Below are 21,916 nucleotides of genomic sequence, written 5' to 3'. Positions count from 1 at the left end.
CGCGGCCGCTGGGTGCTGGTGGAAGACGATAAGGACGCCACGCCGCTGTACCCTCCGGGATTCTCCCTCGAAGGGCTAGAGGTATAAGATCCCACCTTCCCGGTAACCGCACGACATCACCGATAACCACACCAACCACACTAGGAGACATATGGAACAGTCACCCCAGAACCCCAGCGCGCCCGCGCAGGCTAGCACCATGCAGGGCAGCCCCTTGCCGGAGAATACTGCGCAGAACAATGCCACAGAAAGCACCACGGTAGAAGCTACTGCAGTACCTACCGCAACCGCCCTCCAAAGCCCCGAGCATGACCCGGCTCTAGCAAGCACCGCATCCGCAGCTCCCGCCGAGGCGGTAGCACCCGCGCCCGCAGAGCCTAAGCGCATGGGCCTCTACTCGCTTATCTGCCTCCTGGTTGCGGTTCCCCTTGGAGTGTCTATCGGCGGGATACCTCTAATGTCGCTATACCTGACGTACACGACAGGGCCTAACGCGCCCCTGCTGATTATTGCGAGCATCATTATCTGGGTGTGTATCGCCTTCGCATACTGTGCACTCGTCACCTGGATTACCGAAGCAATCGCCACCCGTAAGATGCCCTGGGCACAGTCCCTCGGCTTATGCGCACGAGTGATGGCACTCGAAGCAATCATTATCGCCATTACCTTTTCTTTTCTGCTGTCCGCTCTCAACGGCGGCAGGTACTAACACACCGTAGACAAACACCACCGGCAGAATACCGGCAGGGTAGAGCCCCCTAAGCTCCACCCTGCCGGTACTTCGTATCCGGGGTTCCACACGATCAGCGAGCGCGGGGTGAGAATAGTCAACGCAAAGCATAAAACCACGCCGAACCAGTGAAAATATGCCGCCAACCCTCTAAAATAGAAAAGGAAAATTCCGAACAACAACCCCGCCCGGTATACCGCGCGGGAAAGCTAAGGAGCGAACTATGTCGCGTAAGCCCCTCATCGCAGGCAACTGGAAGATGAACCTCAACCACGCAGAGGCAGTCACCCTCGTCCAGAAGCTCGCATGGACCCTCGACGACGCAAACTTCAACTTCTCCGCAACCGAAGTAGCCGTCTTCCCGCCCTTCACCGACATCCGCTCCGTGCAGACCCTCGTCGAGGGCGATAAGCTGGACATCCTCTACGGCGGCCAGGACCTCTCCGTCCACGACTCCGGCGCATACACCGGCGAAATCTCCGGCGCATTCCTCTCCAAGCTCGGCGCAACCTTCGTGCTCGTCGGCCACTCTGAGCGCCGCACCTACCACCACGAAAGCGACGAGCTGTGCGCAGCAAAGGTCCAGGCAGCATACAAGCACGGCCTGACCCCCGTCCTCTGCGTCGGTGAGCCCCTCGAAATCCGTGAAGCAGGCACCCACGTCGAGTACACCCTCGAGCAGCTGCGCGGCTCCATCGCAGGTCTGACCGCAGAGCAGGCAGAAACCCTCGTCATCGCATACGAGCCCGTCTGGGCAATCGGCACCGGCAAGGTCGCAACCGCAGACGACGCACAGGAAATGTCCGCAGCAATCCGCGCAGAAATCGCTAAGCTCTACTCCGCAGACGTTGCAGAGAAGGTCCGCGTTCTCTACGGCGGCTCCGTCAAGTCCTCCTCCGCACCCTCCATCATGGGCAAGGAAGATGTGGACGGCGTGCTCGTCGGCGGCGCATCCCTGCAGGCTGACGAATTCGCAGCAATCGCACGCTTCGACGCATAAAACCCCGACGCACCACAGCGTCTCATAGCGTTACAGCGCCCGGCGGGTACCCACCCGACCGGGCGCCGCGCCTTTTAACCGCGCTTCTTTACGGGTGCGTCTCCGTAAGTCTGTAAGCTTCGGTAGCAAAGTGGCGGGGAGTTGCGCTCAGGGGAGTCCCACTAACCGGCTATGCGCGGCCGGCGGGCAAGATGCCGGGGGTGTTCGCCCCTCGGCGCAAAACCCATCCGGAACGTGCCCGCCGCACGGTTCGCCCCGTACACTTAACGGCATGTTCAGCTTCGGATTCTCCCTCATCATCGCAGGCCTCATCGGCACGATGCTCTTCCTCTACATCCGCAACCGCAGGGTCAGCGCCCCGCGCCTGCCCGGCAATGACGGCGGCAACCTCGGCTACGCGGGCGGCGAAGAGTACAGGGAGCCCTCGCCCGAATACCAGTACTTCGAGAGCCGCCGAGACGAATTCCTTGATTGGCTCTACAGCCGCACCTCCTCTCCCGAAATTCCCGTGACCCTCACCCTGCGCGACTGGGTAGACCAGGGCTTCTACGCCGGAGGAGGCGCCTACTGGGCGGCCGCGCAACAATTCACCTACTACCTCATCGACGGCGGGTACGTGCGCGCCTACGACACTGAAGGCGATGAGCTCACCGCCCAGCGCGTGCTCACCGACCGGCCCGCGGCCCTGCAGCTGACCCCCAGCGAGTACCAGCGCCGCACTAACCGCGCCGCCTAAAAACCTAATCAACGTGACCGGACGGCGACGGTAGCGTATAGTTAAACCGTCTGTCTGCAATGCGAAAGCCGCAGACCCCGCCCGAAGAATGACTACAGGAAGGTCCCCATGGACGTCATCATGAACGTACTCATGGTCATTATTGCCATCACCAGCGTGATTGCAGTGCTGCTCGTGCTGCTCAACCGCGGTCAGGGCGGCGGCCTCTCCGACATGTTCGGTGGCGGTATGACCAACTCCCTGAACTCCTCCGGTATGGCGTCGAAGAACCTGATTCGCCTGACCGTGACCGTAATCGTCATCTGGGTTATCGCAGTGGTCCTGTACGGCCTGGCCCTGCGCTTCAACGGCCAGATCGTCGTCTAGCCTGAACCCACCTTCACGGGTGAACGGATAGAGCTTCTCCCCGGCACTTCTCAACCGAGAATGTCGGGGATTTTTTATGCACCAAACGGCAATGACGAAAGCGGTAGCGGGGTGCGAATCTTTACGGCATGATAGGACGTATACACCACATACGAAAGGCAAAGAAGCCATGAGCGTCTACACCCTCGACTACACGTACACCGCCCCGTCAGCCCTCATCGACGGCGCCGACTCCCGCGCGCTCAGCCTCGCCACCAGCGGCGGTAGCACCCCCGAAGGTGCCGCCGCTCACCCGTACTTCTTCTCCGGGTTCCTCGAACGAGCAGACGTCTACGCCACCGCACTACTGGTCGTCGCCAGGGTCGCCCGCACCCGCTTCTACGTGCCGCCCAGCTCCCTCGCCGGAGCCCTACGCGCCGCAGACCCCGTCGTCACCAGCACCGCCGAAGGCCTACGCTTCGAATCCTTCAGCGCCTGCTGCGGAGTGTACGCGCGCCTCGACGTTGACTCCAGCGCACTCGACGCAAGCCACAGCGCCGTAGGCGTCACCAACGTAGACGTCAACCCGCCCCTGCGTGCCGCGCTTGCCTCCCTCAGAGCAGGGGAGCCCATCCACCTGAACGTCGGCGACGACGGGCTGCTCACCACCACCCTTGACGGCTCCGTCATGGAAGAAAAAGTGCCGCTGCCCATCCGCTGGCTCAAAGGCTTTGCAGAAACGCAGATGCTCTCATCCCGCATGAGCCCGGTGCACAGCCTGGACGCTGCCGCCGCCCGAACCTTCATCCACTCCCTGCCGCGTAACTCCAGTACCAAGGCGGTCCTGTGGGCGACCCGTGCGGTGCGTTCCCTGCGGCTTGCCACCCGCGCCACCGCCGGATCCGTATGCGTGGCGGGCCCCGAGCGTCTGCGCGTGCTTGAGCCGCTCATCCGCCACATTCAGCGCCTGGACGCGTACAGTGAGCCCGTGAGCGCCGGTAACGCGCCCGTGCCCAGCGTGTGGGTGGCGCATCTGCCCGGCGCACGCCTGAGCATTGGTTTGAGCCCTGAAAAGTCACGCGGGTTCTCCGGTGAGGGATCCGTGCTGCAGGCGCTGTCTAACCCGAACACCGCCCAGAACGCTGACATGCTCAGCGTGCTGCTTTCCTTCGAGCCGCGCATTGACGTGCCCGTCATGTCTGCCCGCGCCGGCCTGGATGAGGCGGCAACCCGCGACGCCCTCGCCCTGCTGGCTTCCTCCGGTCAGGTTGGTTTTGACGTGCACGCTGGCGAGTATTTCCACCGCCCGCTGCCCGTGCATCCGGAGGCACTGACCGCCATGCACCCGCGCCTGGTCGGCGCGAAAAAGCTTGCCGACTCCGGCGCCATTGAGCGGGTCGGGGCGGGGGAACACGGCACCGGTGAGTACAGTGTGCGCAGCGGCGCGAACATGTACACCGTGGTGCTACCCGCCAACCCGTACGCCGTGGAGGGGTACCTCTGCTCCTGCCCCTGGTGGTTGAAGTACCGCGGTACGCGCGGCCCCTGCAAGCACGCCCTGGCGGTCAGCATTCTTTACCGCGAACACGCCGCCGGCTAGACACACCACGCACCGCACTAAAAGACGACGCCCCAAAAGCTCGCCTCAGCTTCCACCCGAAAGACCACCATGAGCAAACGCCCCGAAACGCACACCTTCCCCGAAGGGGTCATCACTGAGCCGCTCCCCGGCGAAGTCATTCACCCGCTCACCAGGCAGCAGAAAACCTGGAGCGACATCATGCACTTCAACCGCAATCTCGCCAATATCCTGGCGGTCGGCGGTACCCTCGAAGAGATTTACCGCCGCTGGCAGTACTTCGACATCACCACCACCCCCTACGGCTCCCAGCTCGGTAAAAACACGCCCGGAACCGTCACGCAGGACCGCGTTAAAGCCTACGCAGAGTTCGGCTGGTTCACCGGAGGCGTTGCCATGCGCCTAGCTGAGCTCTACGGCGGGGCGCGCCTCGAACACAACGAGGAATACTACACCGCCCTCATTAACTGCGACCGCGAGCTGATCCTCCCGCTGCTGCGCGAGGACGAACAGCTCCGCGAAGAGCTCATCTGGGGCATGCTCGCCGTCGAAGGTAACCGGGACGTATCCCTCACCCAGCGAGACTCTTACAAGCCCGGGCAGAAGGTCAACAACCCCGGCTGGTCCTGCGCCCTCATCGAAGCCACCGAAACCGGGCTGATTAGCCGTGACCGCCTGATTGATGCGCTCCTGAGCTCCCTCATGAGCGACTTTCCGGCGTACCGGGTCGGCTGGTTCTCACGCCTGGTCACCGGGCTCAAACTCACCGCCGAAGAAATCGAGGCACGTCAGAGCGAATTTCTGACGCTTTTCTCCTCACCCATCGGTCCGAGCGTAACCCTTGGTGTGCAGCATATTCACCGCCTCTGGAGCAAAAACCCGCAGGCGCTGGATGCTACCGCCTTCGCCTACGCGGCACCCGCCGTATGCGCCGGAACCAAAGCAAACGCACTCAAAATCCTGACCATGCTCCAGGCGCTGTACCGGGCGGGCACCCTCGATGCTGCCGCCTGCGAAGACGCTGTAGTCATGGCGCTCAGCCACACCCACGCGCAGGTTCAAGCCGCCGCCCTCAACCACCTCGAAGAATGGGTGCAGGCGGGCGCCGCAGACAACGCGAGCGCCGACGCTGTCGTGTTTGCCGAGCGTGCCCGCGAACTCTACCGCGACTACCGCTCCCAGCTGGATCCGCTGGTTGTGGCGCAGATTCAGGGTTCGCCGCTCCTCGAAGATGGGTACAGCCCGGAGAATAGCCGGGGGAGCGGCGAGGACAGCGCCGCCCTCACTGAAGCCGCTGACATTGAGGCCGCCGCCGCGGAGGCGCTCGCCGCCTCCCGCACCGCAATCCACCGGTACTGGGACACCCCCGTGCGCGCCATTACCGCATCCGACGTGCAAGAACGCGCCCGCGCGCTCCTGCACCATCATGTCGCGCCCTGCGCCACCCCCGACACTCTCAGCGAAGCAGACCAGCCCGAAACGCACGCCGGATGCGAGCTGGAACTGGAACTGCTCACCGCCTACCTGCTCAGCGCCGAAGGCACCGCGCAGAGCCCCAAACTGCTCGAACAGCTTGTGTCCCTCTGCCTGAAAAAGCTGAACCACTGGGGTTTGACATGGTTCGACATGCGCGCGCACTTGACGGTTCTTGCCGCCGCCGGGAAGCTGCGTGAGCGCCCGAAGGCATCGGAGATGACCCCGAAGGAAGACCCCGGTACGGTGCCGAACCTGCACACCATGTACTCCCGCCACGCCACGTTCTTCAGCACCGGATTCAAGGATTCCCTCGGCGTGCTACAGAGCAGGCAGAGCTACACCCCGCTCGCCACCCCCGAACTGTTCGGCGGGTGGGTGCATCCGGATACCCTGGTGCGCCGGTACGCCAAGAACCTGGCTGATGGAGCCCCCATCCTGCGCCAGGATTTCACGGCGGCGCTACTGCGTGTGCGTGTGCCGGAGGTGCTGCCTCCGTACGCTACCGACGAGCAGCGACAGGATGCACAGAGCCGCCGAGCTGAGGCGCTGACTCTGCTTGAAAGCCTCGAAGAGCAATACGTGAAGAACGCTGAGGAAGACGCTCCGCGCTCTGCTCCTACCCAGATTCGCGTGCTCCGCTCCGCCCTCGACGGCACCCTCGCCACCGGGCGCGTCAACCCCTACCTGGAATCCATCACGGTATCCCAGAGGGAGAAAAGCTGGGGCCTTCAGCTGAACGGGGTGGCGCACGGTGCTTCCACCCCCGAGCTGAATGCTTTCCGCGGCCTCGCCACCGCCCACCACAGCGAAGAAGGACAGTACGCCCTGCTCTACCCCTCGCGGGCAGAACCGCTGGCTTTCTACTGCGCCAGTAGCAACTGGTACATCTTGGATCACAGCGCCTTCGACCGAAGCCTGTATTTGGCGTTGGCGGCGCACCCCGGCGTGTGGGGTCCCGCCTGCGCGTTCGTGTTTGCCGCGGGCTTCTCGGAGCAGCGCGTCGAGATTCGTTCCCTCGCCGTGGAAATCATGCACCGCGTGCTGGACGACCAGCTCAGCCTTGAGGACGCCACGGCAGGCTTCGTGAACTTTGTGCCGCTGGCGATGCTGAACCGTTGGGCGCTCGCCCTCACCGACTTCGCCCAGCTGGATGCGCGGGCGGCGGTGCGCTTCTTCGCGCGCCTCATACCGCACCTGGATACCGGGGCGAACTCGCTCGGCAAGCTACTGGGTGCTTTCAGCCAGGCGCTGGCGACTCTCGACCCTGCCACCCGTGCGGAGCTCGTGGATGAGTCGCTGCGTGCCTGGTTGGGTACGCTGACTGGTTCTTCGCAGAAGGCGCGGTACGCCCGGAATATCCTCAACCAGGTGCAGGGCTAACCGCTCAACCAGCCCTCATTCGACACTTCCGTTCAACTTTTCACGACCATTCACCATCAACTCTGAAAGCAGGTACCAATGACTGATACCGCCCAGCCGCATAACCCTAACGAATGCAGCGCCGGTGAGCACAACGCAGGTGAGCGCACCCTCGAAGAGCGCCGCGCCGCCCTCAAAGCACTCATGGCGGCAGAATCAACTGACGTGCAGGAATACCACGCCGTCATCAGCGGCTCCACCGAGGAGGAGCGCGCCTCCCTCGCCCGAACCCTCACCCCCAAGAGCGTGATCGGTAGCGACCACATTAACCGCACCCCGCTTGCCGCCTACGTTGCTGGGGCGCTCGTGCGCACCCCCGACGGTGACCCGTGGGAATACCACCGCTCCGCCGGACGAACCATGCGCACCCTTCTCTGGGAAGGTAAACCCGACCAGCGGCTGATTGACGCGTTCCTGCTCGGCGCTTCTGAACGCCCCGAGGAGTGGATTCTGCGTTTTATTGAGGGCCTGCCGAACTCTTGGACGCGCTCGAAGAAAATTTGGGAAACCTGCTACACGCTGCTTCGCGCCCGCAATCTGAGCTGCGATGCCCCCGAATACCTGGTCCTTTTCCTGCACGAGGCCCTGCCCTGCGTGAAGAAGGACAGCGCCAGCAACCACGCCCAGCTCAAAACCTTCTTCACCCGTGACATGACCCTGCTCGACCAGGAGTTCTGGGCGGTCTTCCGCACCGAGGGGGTGCTCTTCAAGGGCTACGGCAACTACATGGGTGAAAGCGCGGAACTGTGCCGCCTCATGGGCGAATACTTCGACATTCGCGACGAGATTCTGGACGCCCTGCTGCGCGGCCTGACCAGCGATTTCAGTGCCTTCAACTCGGCTGCGTTCCACTCCGTCTACACCGACCTGCAGCCCACCGACGCAGAAAACCGGGCACGCTTCGGGCAGCTCATGGCTGTCCTCACCGCAGAGCCCAGTGCCTCCGTCGGATTCGCTCAGACCATGCTGCAGAACGTGCTCAAAGCCTGCGCACCCGCCGCCCTGCAGAAGACCCCCGATCTGCAACCCCTCGAACAGCTTGACCTGGAACAGCTCATCGACGCACTCGGCGCGAACCTCTACCGCACCGAAAAGAAGATTCAGCGCGGCGCCCTGCGCCTGCTCAAGCTCATCGCCACCCAGTACGCTGGTTTGAGTAAAGCCAAGCGTAAGAAGGCGCAAACCGCCGAGCAGGTGGCGCTCGCCAACTATGTTGCTGACCGCGTCCTCGAAGCCTACGAGGTGCTACCCCTGGAACTGCGCGGTGCCGCGGAAGCCTGCCTGCCCGAAGACCGCCTGCCCCAGGCGGAGGCGGCGGAGGCGGCGGGCGCTTCCATAGAGGTACCGCCGGTGCTGTTGCCCGGCGTTGAGCACCGAGAACCCGTCGCATCCATCGCAAATTTGGAAGAGTTCTGCACCCTCATTACGGAAGAGTCGAACACCACCTCGGGTCGAATTACCGGGGACGAATCTCCCAGCACCCGAGGAGAGAACCTGGCACGTCTCTACCACTTTGCCGCGACCGACAAGCTGGCGCCGGCGGATCAGCAGCAGCTTCGTACCCTGCGCAAGATCGCCAGCGAATATTACTACAACAACGTCGCGTACATGCCTGCGCTCTGCGCCGTGTTGGAAGCTAACGCCGAGGCCGCGGGATACGAGTCGTGGGAGCTACCCGAGCTGACGCCGCTCCTGCAGTATTCCGACCGTAGTGAGATGGTTGCACGAGCCCGCCCGAGTAACGCGCTCCTGGGCAAGGAAGAGATGATACGTCTGACTATTCAGAATAAACACCATCTCTGGAATGCTGACTACAAGCCGTTGAAGGGTTACCGTGACCTCTACGAGATCTTCCGCGAGCAGATGCGTGCCGTCGCCGCCGGGGGAGAGTACCACACGGATGGTCGTACAGTGCGCCTGCTGAGCGCACCACTACCCGCCCGCCAGCTGACCTACAGTGACTGGACTTATCGCACTGTTTCTGGCATGGATATGCCCTGGAGCGGCTTCAACCGCGGTCTCGACAATGATCGAGTCTGGGAATACCAGGAGGCCAGCAGGTCGGGTCGTCTCCGCGAGGCAGGCTTCGAAAACTTTAACGTTGAGGAATTCGTGAAGTACCAGCCCATGTGGCAGGTCAAGGGCGACATTGCGGATACCGCGGATGAGGCTCGCGAGGCGCTGAGCCACGCAACCGCTGGCATGAGCCCCAAGGAAGCCATCGCCTACGAAGCTCTTAACACCGCCTTGATCCCCTTCGTGTATCTGCTGAATCTCGACAGAGTTGACAGCTGGCTGGGTGACTTCCTCCCGGCGCTCACCGAGTGGGCGTCCTGGCTGCTTCAGAACAACCCGGACCTGCTTTCGGCATACTTCCTGTTTGCCGCTTCGCAGTGCGTTGAGGAGAAGACCGTAAACCCCGTCCCCGTGCTCATGCGCGCGCTGAGGGAGTCCACCGTGCAGGTGGGCGCCCCCTCCTGCACCCTGCTCGGTTACGTGGCGAGCGCGAAGAACCCCGAGTACCGTCTGGCGGCGGCAGAAGCCATCGCGGCGCTCTTTGAGGCGGGCTTGCTGGATACATCCACCTTCGCAGAGACCCTGAAGTGGGCTCTGGAGGACGGGATGGTTCTTCCTAACCGCCTGGTGGCGACCCTGCGTGAGGTGTCGTCTATCGGTGTTCTGGCGGGTTGGCGTGTGCTGCAGGTTCTGCGCCTGCTGCTGCCGATGGTTGGCGGGTTGACGAAGGGCGGCGACTATGTGCGCCTGGCGGTGGAGCTTGCCGAACTGTACGGCACGCCGGTTGAAATCCCCGCCGAACTGGAGCCGAAAATGAAGGGCTCCACGGTGCTGGCGAAGAGCCTGCGCGCCCTGGTTGCGGTGACCCCGCGCGTGACTGAGGAGGCGCTTGCCGCCCGCAAAGCCGCGCTCACCCTGCTGGGTGGAGAAACCTCGAGCGGGGACAGCTCGGGTGAAGGCACCTCACCGGCAGGTGCTGAAGGGTAGCTCAAGGTAGGGGAGTCATAGGGGAGTACCCCGTAACTGCGCCGCCGTAACTGCACCCCTACGCGTGCAACCCTGTGTGCCCAACCTCGTGCACCCAACCCCACTCACCGCCCCGTGTTACCGCCCCGTGACGAAACGGCTTGACCACCGTCGCGGGGCGGGAGTACTCTATAGGTAATGGCGGATCATGAAGAGTCCTACTTTCTGAAATATCTTTCCTATATTTATCGGATTCTTCGCTTCCCGCCATTTTTTCTTTTAACCCAGTTCCCACGCGGCTGACAGATAAGCGGCCAACAGATCAGCAAGCGACCGATCAACAAGCAACGGATAAGTGCCGCCCAGGCTCCGCGATACGTAACCGCCTGTTACCCCGCGAATATGTACCCCCGCAGGTCACCGATGACCAAACCCCGCGACAACCCGCGCCCACGCCGCTACGATAAGAACATAGACACACCACCGACGGTGACAGTCGGGTGAGACCAACGGAAAGGACGACCCGTGACTACCCCCTACGACGCATCCCCCTACCTGCAGGAATCACCCTACCTCAACGAATCCGCCTACCTTCACGGCGAAGCGCCCGAGGGCCTCAGCCCCCTCGTGCGCCTCATCCTGATGCGCCGCTACGGCGTGTACGTCTTCACCGACCTGTACGGCCCCTACTACCGCTCGAACTACTCGAGCATTAACGACCTGCACCACTCCGGCGCATTCGACACCGACCTGGGGCGAGTATCCGTCCTGAGCAATTGCGGTCTGACCCTCAGCCCTGAGTCCCTCGCCCAGGCGCTGAACGCCAGCGCCAACGAATTTGCCCTGTTCGCAACCATCTGGTCCTACGAATACGGCTACCGTCCCGGCCGCGTGTTCCGCCGCGACTTTGATCTGCGCGCCCTGACGCTCACCGACGAGCAGCGCTACACCGAGCAGATCATGCACTACCTCTCCAACCCGTACTACAACCCGGACGGCACCGAGCGAATCCTTGGCGGCCTGCCCGAGAACTACGTGCCCTACGAGTGGCAGCAGCCGATGAGCCGCTCCAACTTCACCAGTATGGAACGCAACCGCCGACCCCTGCAGATGGTCAGCGGCGTGCAGAACGCCCTGATCATGGCGGGTGCCCTCTACCAGCAGCTGCTCGGTCAGCAGCAGGCGTACAACCAGACCGACCAGCGCGACCTGGTGGCGTTGCGCCGTTTCCTCGCCCAGCATGACGCGCTGCCGGCTGCCCGACCGGAGAACACCAGCCGCGAAAACCGCGTGTTCATCGCCGCCTGCCTGCACCCCGAAGACGCTGAGCACCTACGCACCATGAAGGAGGCGCTCGCCCTCGCCGCCGCCTACTCGCGCCTGCGTTACAACGGCACGGTGGGGGACCTGAGCCTGAGCATCGCGCCGCGCCTGAAGCTGCGTCGTAGCGAACGCACCCGCATCGCGCACCTGCTCAACCGGGTACTGGAGGCTGACCCGGTCGGTGCCCGCTACGACAGCGCACCCGCCGCCGAAATGTACAAGCGCCTCGTCAAGGCGATTCACCCCGGCGACTACCCGTCACTGACCGCGCTGAGCCGCTGGGCTGACGACCTGTACCGCGGCGAAGTGTACAGCTTCGAATCGCTGGTGGACCGCGCCTACGCAACCCGGGATGCGCAGAACGTGGCACGTCTGCTCTCTACCCGCCCCGGCGTGTTTGCGCGCCAGCTGGTGCGCGCCCTGGATGCTTTCGAGGCTCCGCGCTACGGCATCGACACCGCGCCGAGCCCCGGCCAGCAGGTCATCTTTGACGCGTTTGCCGCCGTGGCGCCACGCGTTTCCGCGCCCATCCTGGTGCAGATCCGCAACCTGGTGACCCTGCAGCGTAATGCGCTCGCGAACCCGCCGAAGGAGCGCCCCGCCAACCCGGTGGCGGTGCAGGAGGACCGGGAGCTCGCTGACTACGCGCGCCGCAATCCGGAGGGTGTCGCGAGGGTTCAGAACCTCATGCAGAACGCGGGCATCCCGAACCCGCTGGGCTCGTTCTTTGACCGTAACGCCGGCCTGTCTAACCCGCACACCTCTGTTCCCGAGAGCCCGCGAAACACTCAGCGTGTCGCGGCTTCCACTCAGAAGGCTCAGCCTGCCGCCCCGCAGCGCATGAACCTGTCCAAGACCGGTATCGCCACCATGATTCCGGCGCGCGAGTACAGCCCGGCGGTGCTGGATCTGCTGGAGCGTCTGGTCGAGATTGGCCTGTCCGGCCGTCTTGCCGAGACCAGCATCTACCTGCCCGAGCAGGTGGGTGATACGATCATGCCGCTGAACACCCGCAGCGCCCGCCCCTCCCTGGACGGCATGGGCCGCTACAACACCTCGACGGTGCACCTGCCGCCCACCGGCGTGATCCGCCTCTTCTGCTTCTGGGATGAGGGCGTGGACATTGACCTGTCGCTGATGATGTTCGACGCCGAAGGCAACTACATGGACAAGATCAGCTACTGGTCGCAGACCGTGAAGAACAGCCAGGGCGCCATCTACGCGCACCACTCCGGCGACATTACCGACGGTACCGGCGGCGCCTGGGAGTACATCGACATTGAGGCTCGCAAGGCGCTCAAGGCGGAGGTGTGCTACCTCGTGCCGGTGGTGCAGCTGTACTCCGGCTTCGGGGAGGCACACACCCTGGCCGCGGTGAACGACCTGCAGGCGGGCTTCATGGTGGTGCCCGCCGTGGGCGTGGGCGAGGTGCACGAGGTGAGCCAGGTGCACACCAAGTTCACCTTGCGCGCTGAGAGCCGCGGTGTGCTGCCGTTCATCGTGGATCTGCAGAACCGCGACCCGTACGACATCCCGGAGGAGACCGACGCCATCGTGAAGGTGACGGATATCGGTCTTGCCCACGGTATTAACGTGTTGCAGTCTGGCGCGAACATCACCGCCGTGCGTGAGCACTTTGACTGGGCGCAGCCCATGACGGTGCGCGAGTACCTGCAGCTGACCGGCGCGAAGCTCACCCCGAGCCCCGAGGAGGCGCAGCAGGTGCTGGAGGCGACGGTTCCGTCGCTGGCGGCACTGTACGTGGGCTTCGAGAGCGAAGCGGAGGAGGCCCAGGAACAGGAGCCGCAGGAACAGGATGGGTAGAATCCTGCCGCTGCTGAACAGTAGGCGGGCGTAGCAAGAGTGGAGCCCCGGATAGTCGAAACTATCCGGGGCTCCACTCTTTTGTCATGTCATAACATTTTGGAATCTTCGTTGGATGATGAAGATGTACAGGCTTACTTAGGCGACCGCTTCGAGCTGTTGGCTCACGTACTGGTTCAGGCTCTGGTGAGAAAGCGCTGCCTGCTGAACCAGACGACGATGCAATTGCGGTGAAACACGCAAGTTGAATCGTCCTGAGAAGGAACGCAGAGAGAACGGTTCGGGTGCCTCGCGGCCATCTTCTTCAAGAATCTCAAGGGTATCGGCGACGACTTCTCGAATACCCGCGAATGCCTCGGTAGAGGTTGGGGCCAGGTATGAGAGGCTGGGGAATTCGGCTACGGTTCCGACGAATTCCTGGTCGTCTTCAGACCACTCGACGCGGTAGGTGTAGAGCTCTTGGCGGGGGAGAGTATTAGTCATCGTTATTCTCCAGTTTTCGAATGGCTGCTAGAGCCTGCTTGACTTGGTATTTCTTTGCTTTACCAGAGTTTCCCTGTTGAATGTTGACAATAGGGTCACCATGCCAGGGCGTGCTGTAGTAGTGGTGAGATCCGCGGATACGCGGCGCTCCAAAGAAATGGGTGCATACCTTTTGAAGTTGAGTGAAAGTAACGTTTTGAGGGCTGGTAGCCATCTTCGCGACTAAATCTTCAATACTCGGCATACTTTATGGTACCACTTCTAGTACCATTTCGGACTGGTTCAAAAACCATAGAGAAAAGCCCCGGATAGCAACTATCCGGGGCTCCACCCTTTATTTGATATGCAGTTCAGAACCAGAACCTTACGGGCGGTTCTCAGGAGCCAGCGACTCCTCGGTTGCAAAAATCAGGGTCTGCTTCTTACCGCGCGCACCCACCGCAGGGGTTTCCAACAGCAGCTCCGCGTTCAGGTCCTCAGCGTCCAGCTTCGCGCCAGCCAGAAGGCGGCTGGTCGCATCCTGCTTATCCTCACCGGTGATGAGGAAGAACACGTGACGCGAATTATTGATAATCGGCAGGGTCACCGACACACGCTCAGCCGGCGGCTTTGGCGAATCAGAAACCATCACGGTCACAGCCTTACCGCCCTCAACCGGATCCTCCGGCAGACCGGTACCCAGCAGAACCTGCTTACGGCCCGGGAACAGAGAAGCAATATGACCATCCGGGCCCATGCCCAGCAGGGTGATGTCAAAGACCGGTGCGGGCCACTGGCCACCGCCACCACCGCAGCCTCCGCCGCCGCATCCGCAACCACCTGCGGGCTCAGCAGCCTCAGCGTCGAAGTCTTCCAAAGTGGTCTCTTCGATGGACTGCTCGGGTGCGGAAGAACCGCAACCGCCGCCACCACAACCACAGCCGCCGGAGCCGCCGTGCTCGTGACCTGCGCCGCCACCGTGACCGCCAGCCAGCGGCAATTCGGTTGCGCCCTCGGGCATCTGCACACTCACAGCCGGTGCAGAACCGGCGTAGTCGCGCATCTCAAAGGCGTAGTGCTCAGCTGCAGCTTCCAGGCCGGTGAAAATATCGGACGGACCCATGCGGTGCACATTGCCTACGACCAGGCCGTGCGACAGCAGGGGAGCGAGCAGCACCTCAATAGCCTGACCGTCATTACGTTCGGGGCTACGCTCGGGCACGTAACGCTCATCGGAGAACCAGAAATGCACGCGGGACCAGTCGATATCCTTCACACGTTCGTTCTCAGCCCATGCCTTCAAGGTGGCGATACCCATGGTGCCGCCGGTCAGCGAAATGTGGGCAATCGTGCGCTCAGAGAGCACGTGCTCAATGATGTCGAGGATGCGGGTCACCGCGTCCGCTGCGAGAGCGTCGCGGGTCGGGTGCGCCACCAGGGTGGGGGTGGATGCGCCCATGTTCTGAATCTTAGGCATCGAAAACCTCCGGGTATTCTTCGAGGTCCAGCATGTCTTCAGGCTGGCAGGTGTCATCGACGAGGGTGACGGTGCGCAGCGCCTGCTTCAGCACGTCACCGTAGGTGTCGTCCGGGTCGAGGCGGCGCAGCTCCTCAGAGATGCACTCGGCGAGGGTACGCACCGGCAGCGCAATCTGCTGATCGGGCGCGTACGGGGTGGAGATGGTCGCCACGGAAATGCCGGGGCGGAACATCGTCACCGAACCGTCTTCACGCTCAATGCTGACGCGGTACAGGCCGCGGTTTGCCGCGCCAATGGTGGCGAGGTGCACGGGTGCTTCAAGCTTCCAGCCGAGCCACGTACCGAGCAGCACCACGGACGGGGACTTGCTCGAACCCCACACAACCACGCGGCGTACGGGGGAGGAAGGCATCTGCTCCATGAGCGCTGCGAGCTGGGTGCGCCACAGGGTGAGGCGGGTCCACGCCAGGTCGGTGTCGCCGGCGCGGTACACCTCGGCGAGGTGCTTGAGGGCCTCCTTCGGGTCCTCAGCGCGTGCAGAATCGGTAATGCGACGCTGAGCGATACGACCGATGGAGTGCTGTGCTGGGTTCTCCGGAACCGAGTGCGGCCACCAGACCACAATGGGGGAATCAGGCAGCAGCAGACCGGAGATCAGTGCTTCGGTCGGGCGGGATGCGCTACCCCAGCCGCGCAGAACAATCATCTCGGAGGCACCGGTGTCGCCGCCGAGGTGGATTTCTGCATCCAGCTGGTCGGGGTCGAGCGGGTCGTGGGAGATGTGCACAATAATGCGGCTCGGGTGTTCGTGGGAGGCACGAATTGCGGCGCGCATTGCTTCGCGGGAGTGGCCCTTTTCCGCGAGAACAACAAGGGTGAGAACTCGTCCGCTACTGAGGCTACCGTTGGCGGCAGTCAGGTGGCTCAGTTCCTTGTTGATGGCGGAAACGGTGGTGTTATGCAGGTGCGAGATCACGGGCGCCTCCAAGCGCGGTTGTCACGCTCAAGCATCTCGTGTGCTGAACGCGGACCCCACGAACCGGACTCGTAGGGTTCAGGCTTAATGCGGTTTTCTTCCCAGTACTCTTCGAAGGGGTCGAGGATCTTCCAGGAGAGCTCAACTTCTTCGTGGCGAGGGAACAGCGGCGGCTCGCCGAGCAGAACGTCCAGGATGAGACGCTCGTAGGCTTCGGGGGACTCTTCGGTGAAGGAGTGGCCGTAGCCGAAGTCCATGTTGACGTCACGGATTTCCATCTGGGTGCCGGGCACCTTCGCGGAGAATCGGATGGTCATGCCTTCGTCGGGCTGCACGCGGATGACGATGGCGTTCTGGCCGACCTGCGGGTTTTCACGTTCGCCGAAGAGACGGTCGGAGGACTTCTTGAAGACCACGGCGATTTCGGTGACTCGGCGGCCCAGGCGCTTGCCGGCGCGCAGGTAGAAGGGGGTGCCTTCCCAGCGGCGGTTTGCGATGGACACCTTCAGCGCTGCGAAGGTTTCGGTGCGGGAGTCTGCGGGGATGTCGTTCTCGTCGAAGAAGCCGTTGACATGCTCGCCGCCCTGGTAGCCTGCGGCGTACTGACCGAGCGCGAAGGAGTTCGGCAGGTCATCGATGCGGACTGCTTCGAGGACCTTCGCCTTCTCGGCGCGCAGGTGCTTAGCGTCGAGGCTGAGAGGCTCTTCCATGGCGGTGAGGGCGAGCAGCTGCAGCAGGTGGTTCTGGATGACGTCGCGGGCCGCACCCACGCCGTCATAGTAGCCTGCGCGGGAGCCGATGCCAATGTCTTCAGCCATGGTGATCTGGACGTGATCCACGTAGTGGGAGTTCCAGAGCGGTTCGAACATCTGGTTGGAGAAACGCATCGCGAGGATGTTCTGAACGGTTTCCTTGCCCAGGTAGTGGTCGATGCGGAACACGGCGTCGGGCGGGAAGACTGCCTCCACGATGGAGTTCAGTTCGCGTGCGCTTTCAAGGTTGTGACCGAAGGGCTTCTCAATGACCACGCGGCGCCAACCGTCGACGGGGTTGACGGTGTCGTTATCGCGCGATGCGAGGTCGTGTTCGGCGAGCTTGGTGAGGACCTGCTCGAATGCCTTCGGGGGGATGGAGAGGTAGAAAGCGTGGTTGCCGTGGGCGCCACGCTCGTCGAGTTCGGCAAGGGTGCTCTTGAGCTGTTCATAGGCTGCGTCGTCGTCAAAGGCACCTACGACGAATCGCATGCCCTGCTGGAACTGGTTCCATACGTCTTCGCGGAAGGGGGTACGGGCGTGTGCTTCAACGGATTCGCGTACGTAGGAACGGAAATCGTCATCGCTCCAGGGGCGGCGACCGAAGCCGACAAGGCCGAAGCTCGGGGGGAGCAAACCGCGGTTCATGAGGTCATACACTGCCGGAAGCAGCTTCTTGCGGGCCAGGTCACCGGTTACGCCAAAGAAGACGAGCGCGGACGGCCCCGCAATGCGGGTAATGCGGCGGTCGCGAGTGTCCCTGAGGGGGTTCGCTTCATGACCGATAGTCACAATATATTCCTTTGATTGCCTTGGTTGGTTCGTGCGGCGCGCGGTTCGTACCTTGTCGCGCGGAGGCGATGCCGCATTCTGGAAGGTGTGTACCCTGTATTGTACCGGTTTTGACGGGACGATATGAGGGGCACCTAACCCGCCGAGATTCTCTGGGACGCCTCGGGCAGTGAAGCCCTGCGGGAATCCTGGTCAGGATCCTGGTCAGAATCTCTACGAGAGTCCCGGCGGATTGGTGCTGTGCCCACAATATGGTGGGCGTGCATATCGGGTGGTGTGCGTCGGGTGGTGCACACCGGGAACGCATTGGTCATGCGCTATATTTCAGTGGCTGCTGAACTTCAGTGGCTTCCGAATTTCAGCAGCTGTAGATTCGGCTGTGTCGCCTGGTTCTACTTAGCCTGCTCGAGTGCTTCGCGGACGGTCTGCAGCAGCTCTTCCCAGGAGACGTCGAACTTGGACAGGCCCTCAACCTCGAGCTTCTCCACGACCTCCGGGTAGGAGACGTGAACGGAGATAGCGTCCAGAACCTCATTCGCTTCGGAGTAGTTCGGCACGATGGTGTTGCCGGTAACCTCGCCGTGATCGGCAACAGCGTTCAGGGTTGCCTCGGGCATGGTGTTCACGGTGTTGGGTGCAACCAGGCCGGTGACGTACAGGGTGTCCGGCAGGGAGGGGTCCTTCACGCCGGTGGATGCCCACAGCGGGCGCTGTACGTTCGCGCCGTGTGCCTGCAGACGTGCCCAACGCTCGGAGGAGAACATTTCCTCGAACACCTCGTAGGCGAGGCGTGCGTTTGCCAGGCCTGCCTTGCCCTTGAGCTGTACAGCGTCGCCGCCTGCCGCTTCGAGGCGTGCATCGATTTCGGTGTCTACGCGGGAGACGAAGAAGGATGCGACCGAGTGGATGGTGGACAGGTCCTTACCGTTTTCCAGCGCCTGCTCCAGGCCGAGCATGTAGGCGTTGATGACCTCGCGGTAGCGGGTCAGGGAGAAGATCAGGGTCACGTTCACGCTGATGCCAGCAGCCAGGGTCTCCGCGATGGGGCGCAGGCCTTCCTGGGTTGCGGGAATCTTAATCATGACGTTTTCGCGGCCCACGCGCTCGTAGAGTTCACGTGCCATCTTGGCGGTGCCTTCGGCATCGCGTGCCAGGCGGGGGTCAACCTCGATGGAGACGCGGCCGTCAAAACCGTTGGACGCCTTGTAGACGGGTGCGAACACATCGCAGGCTGCGCGTACGTCGTCGCAGGTTGCGGCGAAGACTGCCTCTTCAACGCTTGCGCCGGCGGCGGCAAGCTCACGCATCTGCTCAGCGTATGCGGCGCCCTTGGAGAGCGCGCCAGCGAAGATGGTGGGGTTGGTGGTCACACCGACGACGTTGTGGGTCTTGATGAGTTCGGCAAGGTTGCCGCTGGTCAGACGCTCACGGGAGAGGTCGTCAAGCCAGATGGAGACACCGGCGTCGGAAAGCTTCTGAGTGGACTCAGACATGTGAAAACCTTCGATTCTTTGTCGAAATTGAAATTTGAGATATCAGTGAAATCTTCTGGGCGGCGGGAGGCTCCGGCTGAGCGGTCAGCCGGAGCCTACCCGTTGCGTCCGCACCCCACCCGTACAGGGGGAGCGCAGTGTGCGCGGCAGTTACCGCGGCGTTGTTACTGCCTACTTAGCGGCCTCGATGGATTCCTTAGCGGCGGCCACGACAGCCTCCGCGGTGATACCGAATTCGCGGTACAGGGTCTTCGCATCGGCGGATGCACCGAAGTGCTCGATGGACACGGCGCGGCCAGCGGTGCCGAGCAGGTCGTACCAGCTCATCGCCAGGCCAGCCTCGACGGAGACGCGGGCGGCAACCGAGGAGGGCAGAACCGACTCGCGGTACTCTGCGTCCTGCTCAGCGAACCACTCACGTGAAGGCATGGAAACCACGCGAGCCGCGATGCCCTGCTCTGCGAGGGTTGCGCGAGCCTGAACGGCGAGCTCAACCTCGGAACCGGTAGCAATCAGGATGACGTCCGGGGTGCCCTCGGTGTCAGCCATGATGTAGCCGCCGCGTGCGGTGCCCTCAGCGGAAGCGAACTTCTCACCCTCAGCGTCCGCGTGCACGTCCTCACGAGCCCAGACGGGCAGGTTCTGGCGGGAGAGCACGAGGCCTGCGGGGCGGTCGGACTTCTCCAGGATGGTGCGCCATGCGACGGCGGTTTCGTTAGCGTCCGCGGGGCGAACAACATCGAAGCCGGGGATGGCGCGCAGGGCGGAGAGGTGCTCGATCGGCTGGTGGGTGGGGCCGTCTTCGCCCACACCGATGGAGTCGTGGGTCCACACGTACAGTGCGGGAACGCCCATCAGCGCGGAGAGGCGAACGGCCGGGCGCTGGTAGTCGGAGAACACAAAGAAGGTGCCCGAGAACGCGCGGGTCGGGGAGGAGAGCACAATACCGTTAACGATGGCTGCGGCAGCCTGCTCACGGATACCGAAGTGCAGCACGCGGCCGTAGGGGTTGCCGGTCCAGTCTTCGGTGCTGCGCGATGCCGGGTTGAAGGACTCTGCACCCTTGATGGTGGTCAGGTTCGAGCCGGCGAGGTCAGCGGAGCCGCCCCACAGTTCGGGGAATGTGTCAGCGATAGCGTTGATGACGGTGCCGGACGCCGCGCGGGTTGCCACGGAGGTGCCAGCCTCGAACACAGGGAAGGCAGCCTTGTAGTCTGCGGGCAGTTCGCCTGCGACGAGGCGCTTGTACAGTTCGGCGCGCTCGGGGTTAGCCTTGGCCCAGGCCTCGAACTTCTCGTCCCATGCCTTGTGTGCCGCAGCACCGCGCTCAACGAGCTGACGGGTGTGTGCCAGCACGTTCTCCTCGATGAAGAAGCTCTTGGCGGGGTCGAAGCCGAGCACCTCCTTGGTTGCGGCGACCTCTTCAGCACCGAGCTTGGAGCCGTGCACTGCGCCGGTGTTCTGCTTGTGCGGTGCGGGGTAGCCGATGATGGTGCGCAGCTCGATGAACGAGGGCTTGTCCGTGACGGCCTTCGCGCGCTCGATGGCGGCGTACAGCTCGGCGACGTCCTCGACGTACTCGCCGGTGCGGGTCCAATCCACGCGCTGAACGTCCCAACCGTAGGACTCGTAGCGCTTGGCCACGTCCTCGGTGAAGGCGACGTCGGTGTCTTCCTCAATGGAGATGTGGTTGCGGTCCCAGACGACGATCAGGTTGCCGAGCTCCTGGTGACCTGCGAGCGCGCACGCCTCGGCGGTCACGCCCTCCTGCACGTCACCCTCGGAGGCGATGACGTAGACGTGGTGGTCGAAGGGGGAGGTGCCCGGGGCAGCCTCGGGGTCGAACATGCCGCGCATACGACGCTGTGCGTAGGCGAAGCCAACGGCGGATGCCAGACCCTGGCCGAGCGGGCCGGTGGTGATTTCTACGCCCTTGGTGTGCTTGTATTCGGGGTGGCCGGGGGTGAGGGCACCCCAGGTGCGCAGGGCTTCCAGGTCGCTCATTTCGAGGCCGTAGCCGCCGAGGAACAGCTGAGTGTACAGGGTGAGGGAGGTGTGGCCGGGGGACAGGATGAAGCGGTCGCGGCCTTCCCAGCGGTCGTCGGCCGGGTCCTGGTTCATGACCTTCTGGAACAGCAGGTAGGCGACCGGGGCCAGGCTCATCGCGGTGCCGGGGTGGCCGGAGCCGACCTTCTCCACGGCGTCGGCGGCAAGGATGCGGGCGGTGTCAACGGCTCGCTGATCGGTTTCTGTCCACTGGAGGTTTTCTGCCACGTGGGGTGTCCTTTCACAACGTGAGTGGATGCGCCAGCAGGCGTGTGCTAGCGCGCTGTTCATCGGGTGTAACGTGCCTTCGGGGGCGCTTATTCCCGCGCCGGTAGGTACCCGGGTAGGTGCCTTGGTAAGTACCCGGTAGGTGCGGGGAGCCTGGAGGTTTGTTTCGACCCTTTCGTTTTAACAGGATAGTTCACTGGGCGGAAGTATCCGGTGTGTGAATGCAGACATTCACAGGGTGATACGGGGCTGAGATGGAGAAAAAAGCGACGC

At 63.0% G+C, this 21,916-nt stretch carries 15 protein-coding genes; 8 read left to right on the top strand and 7 right to left on the bottom strand.

From position 1 onward, the window contains the following. The first annotated feature begins 151 nt into the window (after positions 1 to 151). The 8 genes from HMPREF2894_RS06760 (at position 152) to HMPREF2894_RS06725 (ending at position 13,414) form a co-directional block, all read left to right on the top strand. The gene (locus HMPREF2894_RS06760; RefSeq protein WP_070635262.1) at positions 152 to 709 is read left to right on the top strand and encodes a hypothetical protein; all 558 of its coding nucleotides are present in this window, start codon (positions 152 to 154) and stop codon (positions 707 to 709) included. Between the two features lie 244 nt (positions 710 to 953). Then, complete coding sequence (gene tpiA, locus HMPREF2894_RS06755; protein ID WP_005509126.1) at positions 954 to 1,730, top strand: triose-phosphate isomerase; 777 nt, start codon at positions 954 to 956, stop codon at positions 1,728 to 1,730. Between the two features lie 271 nt (positions 1,731 to 2,001). Then, positions 2,002 to 2,466, top strand: coding sequence for a hypothetical protein (locus tag HMPREF2894_RS06750; RefSeq protein ID WP_049342829.1), 465 nt, complete (start codon positions 2,002 to 2,004; stop codon positions 2,464 to 2,466). Positions 2,467 to 2,574: 108 nt separating this feature from the next. Further along, complete coding sequence (gene secG, locus HMPREF2894_RS06745; RefSeq protein WP_049334137.1) at positions 2,575 to 2,832, top strand: preprotein translocase subunit SecG; 258 nt, start codon at positions 2,575 to 2,577, stop codon at positions 2,830 to 2,832. A gap of 169 nt (positions 2,833 to 3,001) precedes the next feature. Then, positions 3,002 to 4,411: an SWIM zinc finger family protein gene (locus HMPREF2894_RS06740; protein WP_070593254.1), complete on the top strand. Its 1,410-nt coding sequence runs from the start codon at positions 3,002 to 3,004 to the stop codon at positions 4,409 to 4,411. 69 nt (positions 4,412 to 4,480) lie between these two features. After that, positions 4,481 to 7,246 (top strand): DUF6493 family protein, encoded by a 2,766-nt coding sequence (locus HMPREF2894_RS06735; RefSeq protein WP_070678433.1) that lies wholly within the window; start codon positions 4,481 to 4,483, stop codon positions 7,244 to 7,246. A gap of 78 nt (positions 7,247 to 7,324) precedes the next feature. Next, positions 7,325 to 10,288 carry an endonuclease gene (locus tag HMPREF2894_RS06730; RefSeq protein ID WP_070678430.1) on the top strand — a complete coding sequence of 988 codons (2,964 nt, stop codon included), beginning with the start codon at positions 7,325 to 7,327 and terminating at the stop codon, positions 10,286 to 10,288. 504 nt (positions 10,289 to 10,792) lie between these two features. Next, positions 10,793 to 13,414, top strand: a complete 2,622-nt coding sequence (locus HMPREF2894_RS06725) for a TerD family protein (RefSeq protein ID WP_070678427.1) — start codon at positions 10,793 to 10,795, stop codon at positions 13,412 to 13,414. Positions 13,415 to 13,552: 138 nt separating this feature from the next. Here the strand turns inward: HMPREF2894_RS06725 and HMPREF2894_RS06720 are convergent, their stop codons facing one another. From HMPREF2894_RS06720 to tkt, 7 genes are all read right to left on the bottom strand, one after another. Beyond that, positions 13,553 to 13,897: a type II toxin-antitoxin system HicB family antitoxin gene (locus HMPREF2894_RS06720; protein WP_070635253.1), complete on the bottom strand. Its 345-nt coding sequence runs from the start codon at positions 13,895 to 13,897 to the stop codon at positions 13,553 to 13,555. Beyond that, positions 13,890 to 14,141: a toxin HicA gene (locus HMPREF2894_RS08960; protein WP_083309920.1), complete on the bottom strand. Its 252-nt coding sequence runs from the start codon at positions 14,139 to 14,141 to the stop codon at positions 13,890 to 13,892. The genes HMPREF2894_RS06720 and HMPREF2894_RS08960 overlap by 8 nt, the downstream gene beginning before the upstream one ends. Before the next feature lie 120 nt (positions 14,142 to 14,261). Further along, positions 14,262 to 15,353: a 6-phosphogluconolactonase gene (locus HMPREF2894_RS06715; RefSeq protein ID WP_070678424.1), complete on the bottom strand. Its 1,092-nt coding sequence runs from the start codon at positions 15,351 to 15,353 to the stop codon at positions 14,262 to 14,264. Beyond that, on the bottom strand, positions 15,346 to 16,332 hold the full coding sequence (locus HMPREF2894_RS06710) for a glucose-6-phosphate dehydrogenase assembly protein OpcA (protein ID WP_049349677.1): 987 nt from the start codon (positions 16,330 to 16,332) through the stop codon (positions 15,346 to 15,348). The genes HMPREF2894_RS06715 and HMPREF2894_RS06710 overlap by 8 nt, the downstream gene beginning before the upstream one ends. Next, entirely contained in the window at positions 16,329 to 17,876 is a 1,548-nt protein-coding gene (gene zwf / locus HMPREF2894_RS06705; RefSeq protein WP_049347574.1) for a glucose-6-phosphate dehydrogenase, read from the bottom strand. Before zwf ends, HMPREF2894_RS06710 begins: the two co-directional genes overlap by 4 nt. A gap of 392 nt (positions 17,877 to 18,268) precedes the next feature. Beyond that, positions 18,269 to 19,369 carry a transaldolase gene (tal, locus tag HMPREF2894_RS06700; RefSeq protein ID WP_049349673.1) on the bottom strand — a complete coding sequence of 367 codons (1,101 nt, stop codon included), beginning with the start codon at positions 19,367 to 19,369 and terminating at the stop codon, positions 18,269 to 18,271. Between the two features lie 171 nt (positions 19,370 to 19,540). Further along, on the bottom strand, positions 19,541 to 21,643 hold the full coding sequence (gene tkt / locus HMPREF2894_RS06695) for a transketolase (protein ID WP_049349671.1): 2,103 nt from the start codon (positions 21,641 to 21,643) through the stop codon (positions 19,541 to 19,543). Between the last annotated feature and the right edge of the window lie 273 nt (positions 21,644 to 21,916).

The sequence above is a fragment of the Rothia sp. HMSC066G02 genome, from assembly GCF_001813145.1.
GTDB lineage: Bacteria > Actinomycetota > Actinomycetes > Actinomycetales > Micrococcaceae > Rothia.
Note: the sequence above shows the minus strand (reverse complement) of the source record. Positions and strands in the feature narration are given on the sequence as shown.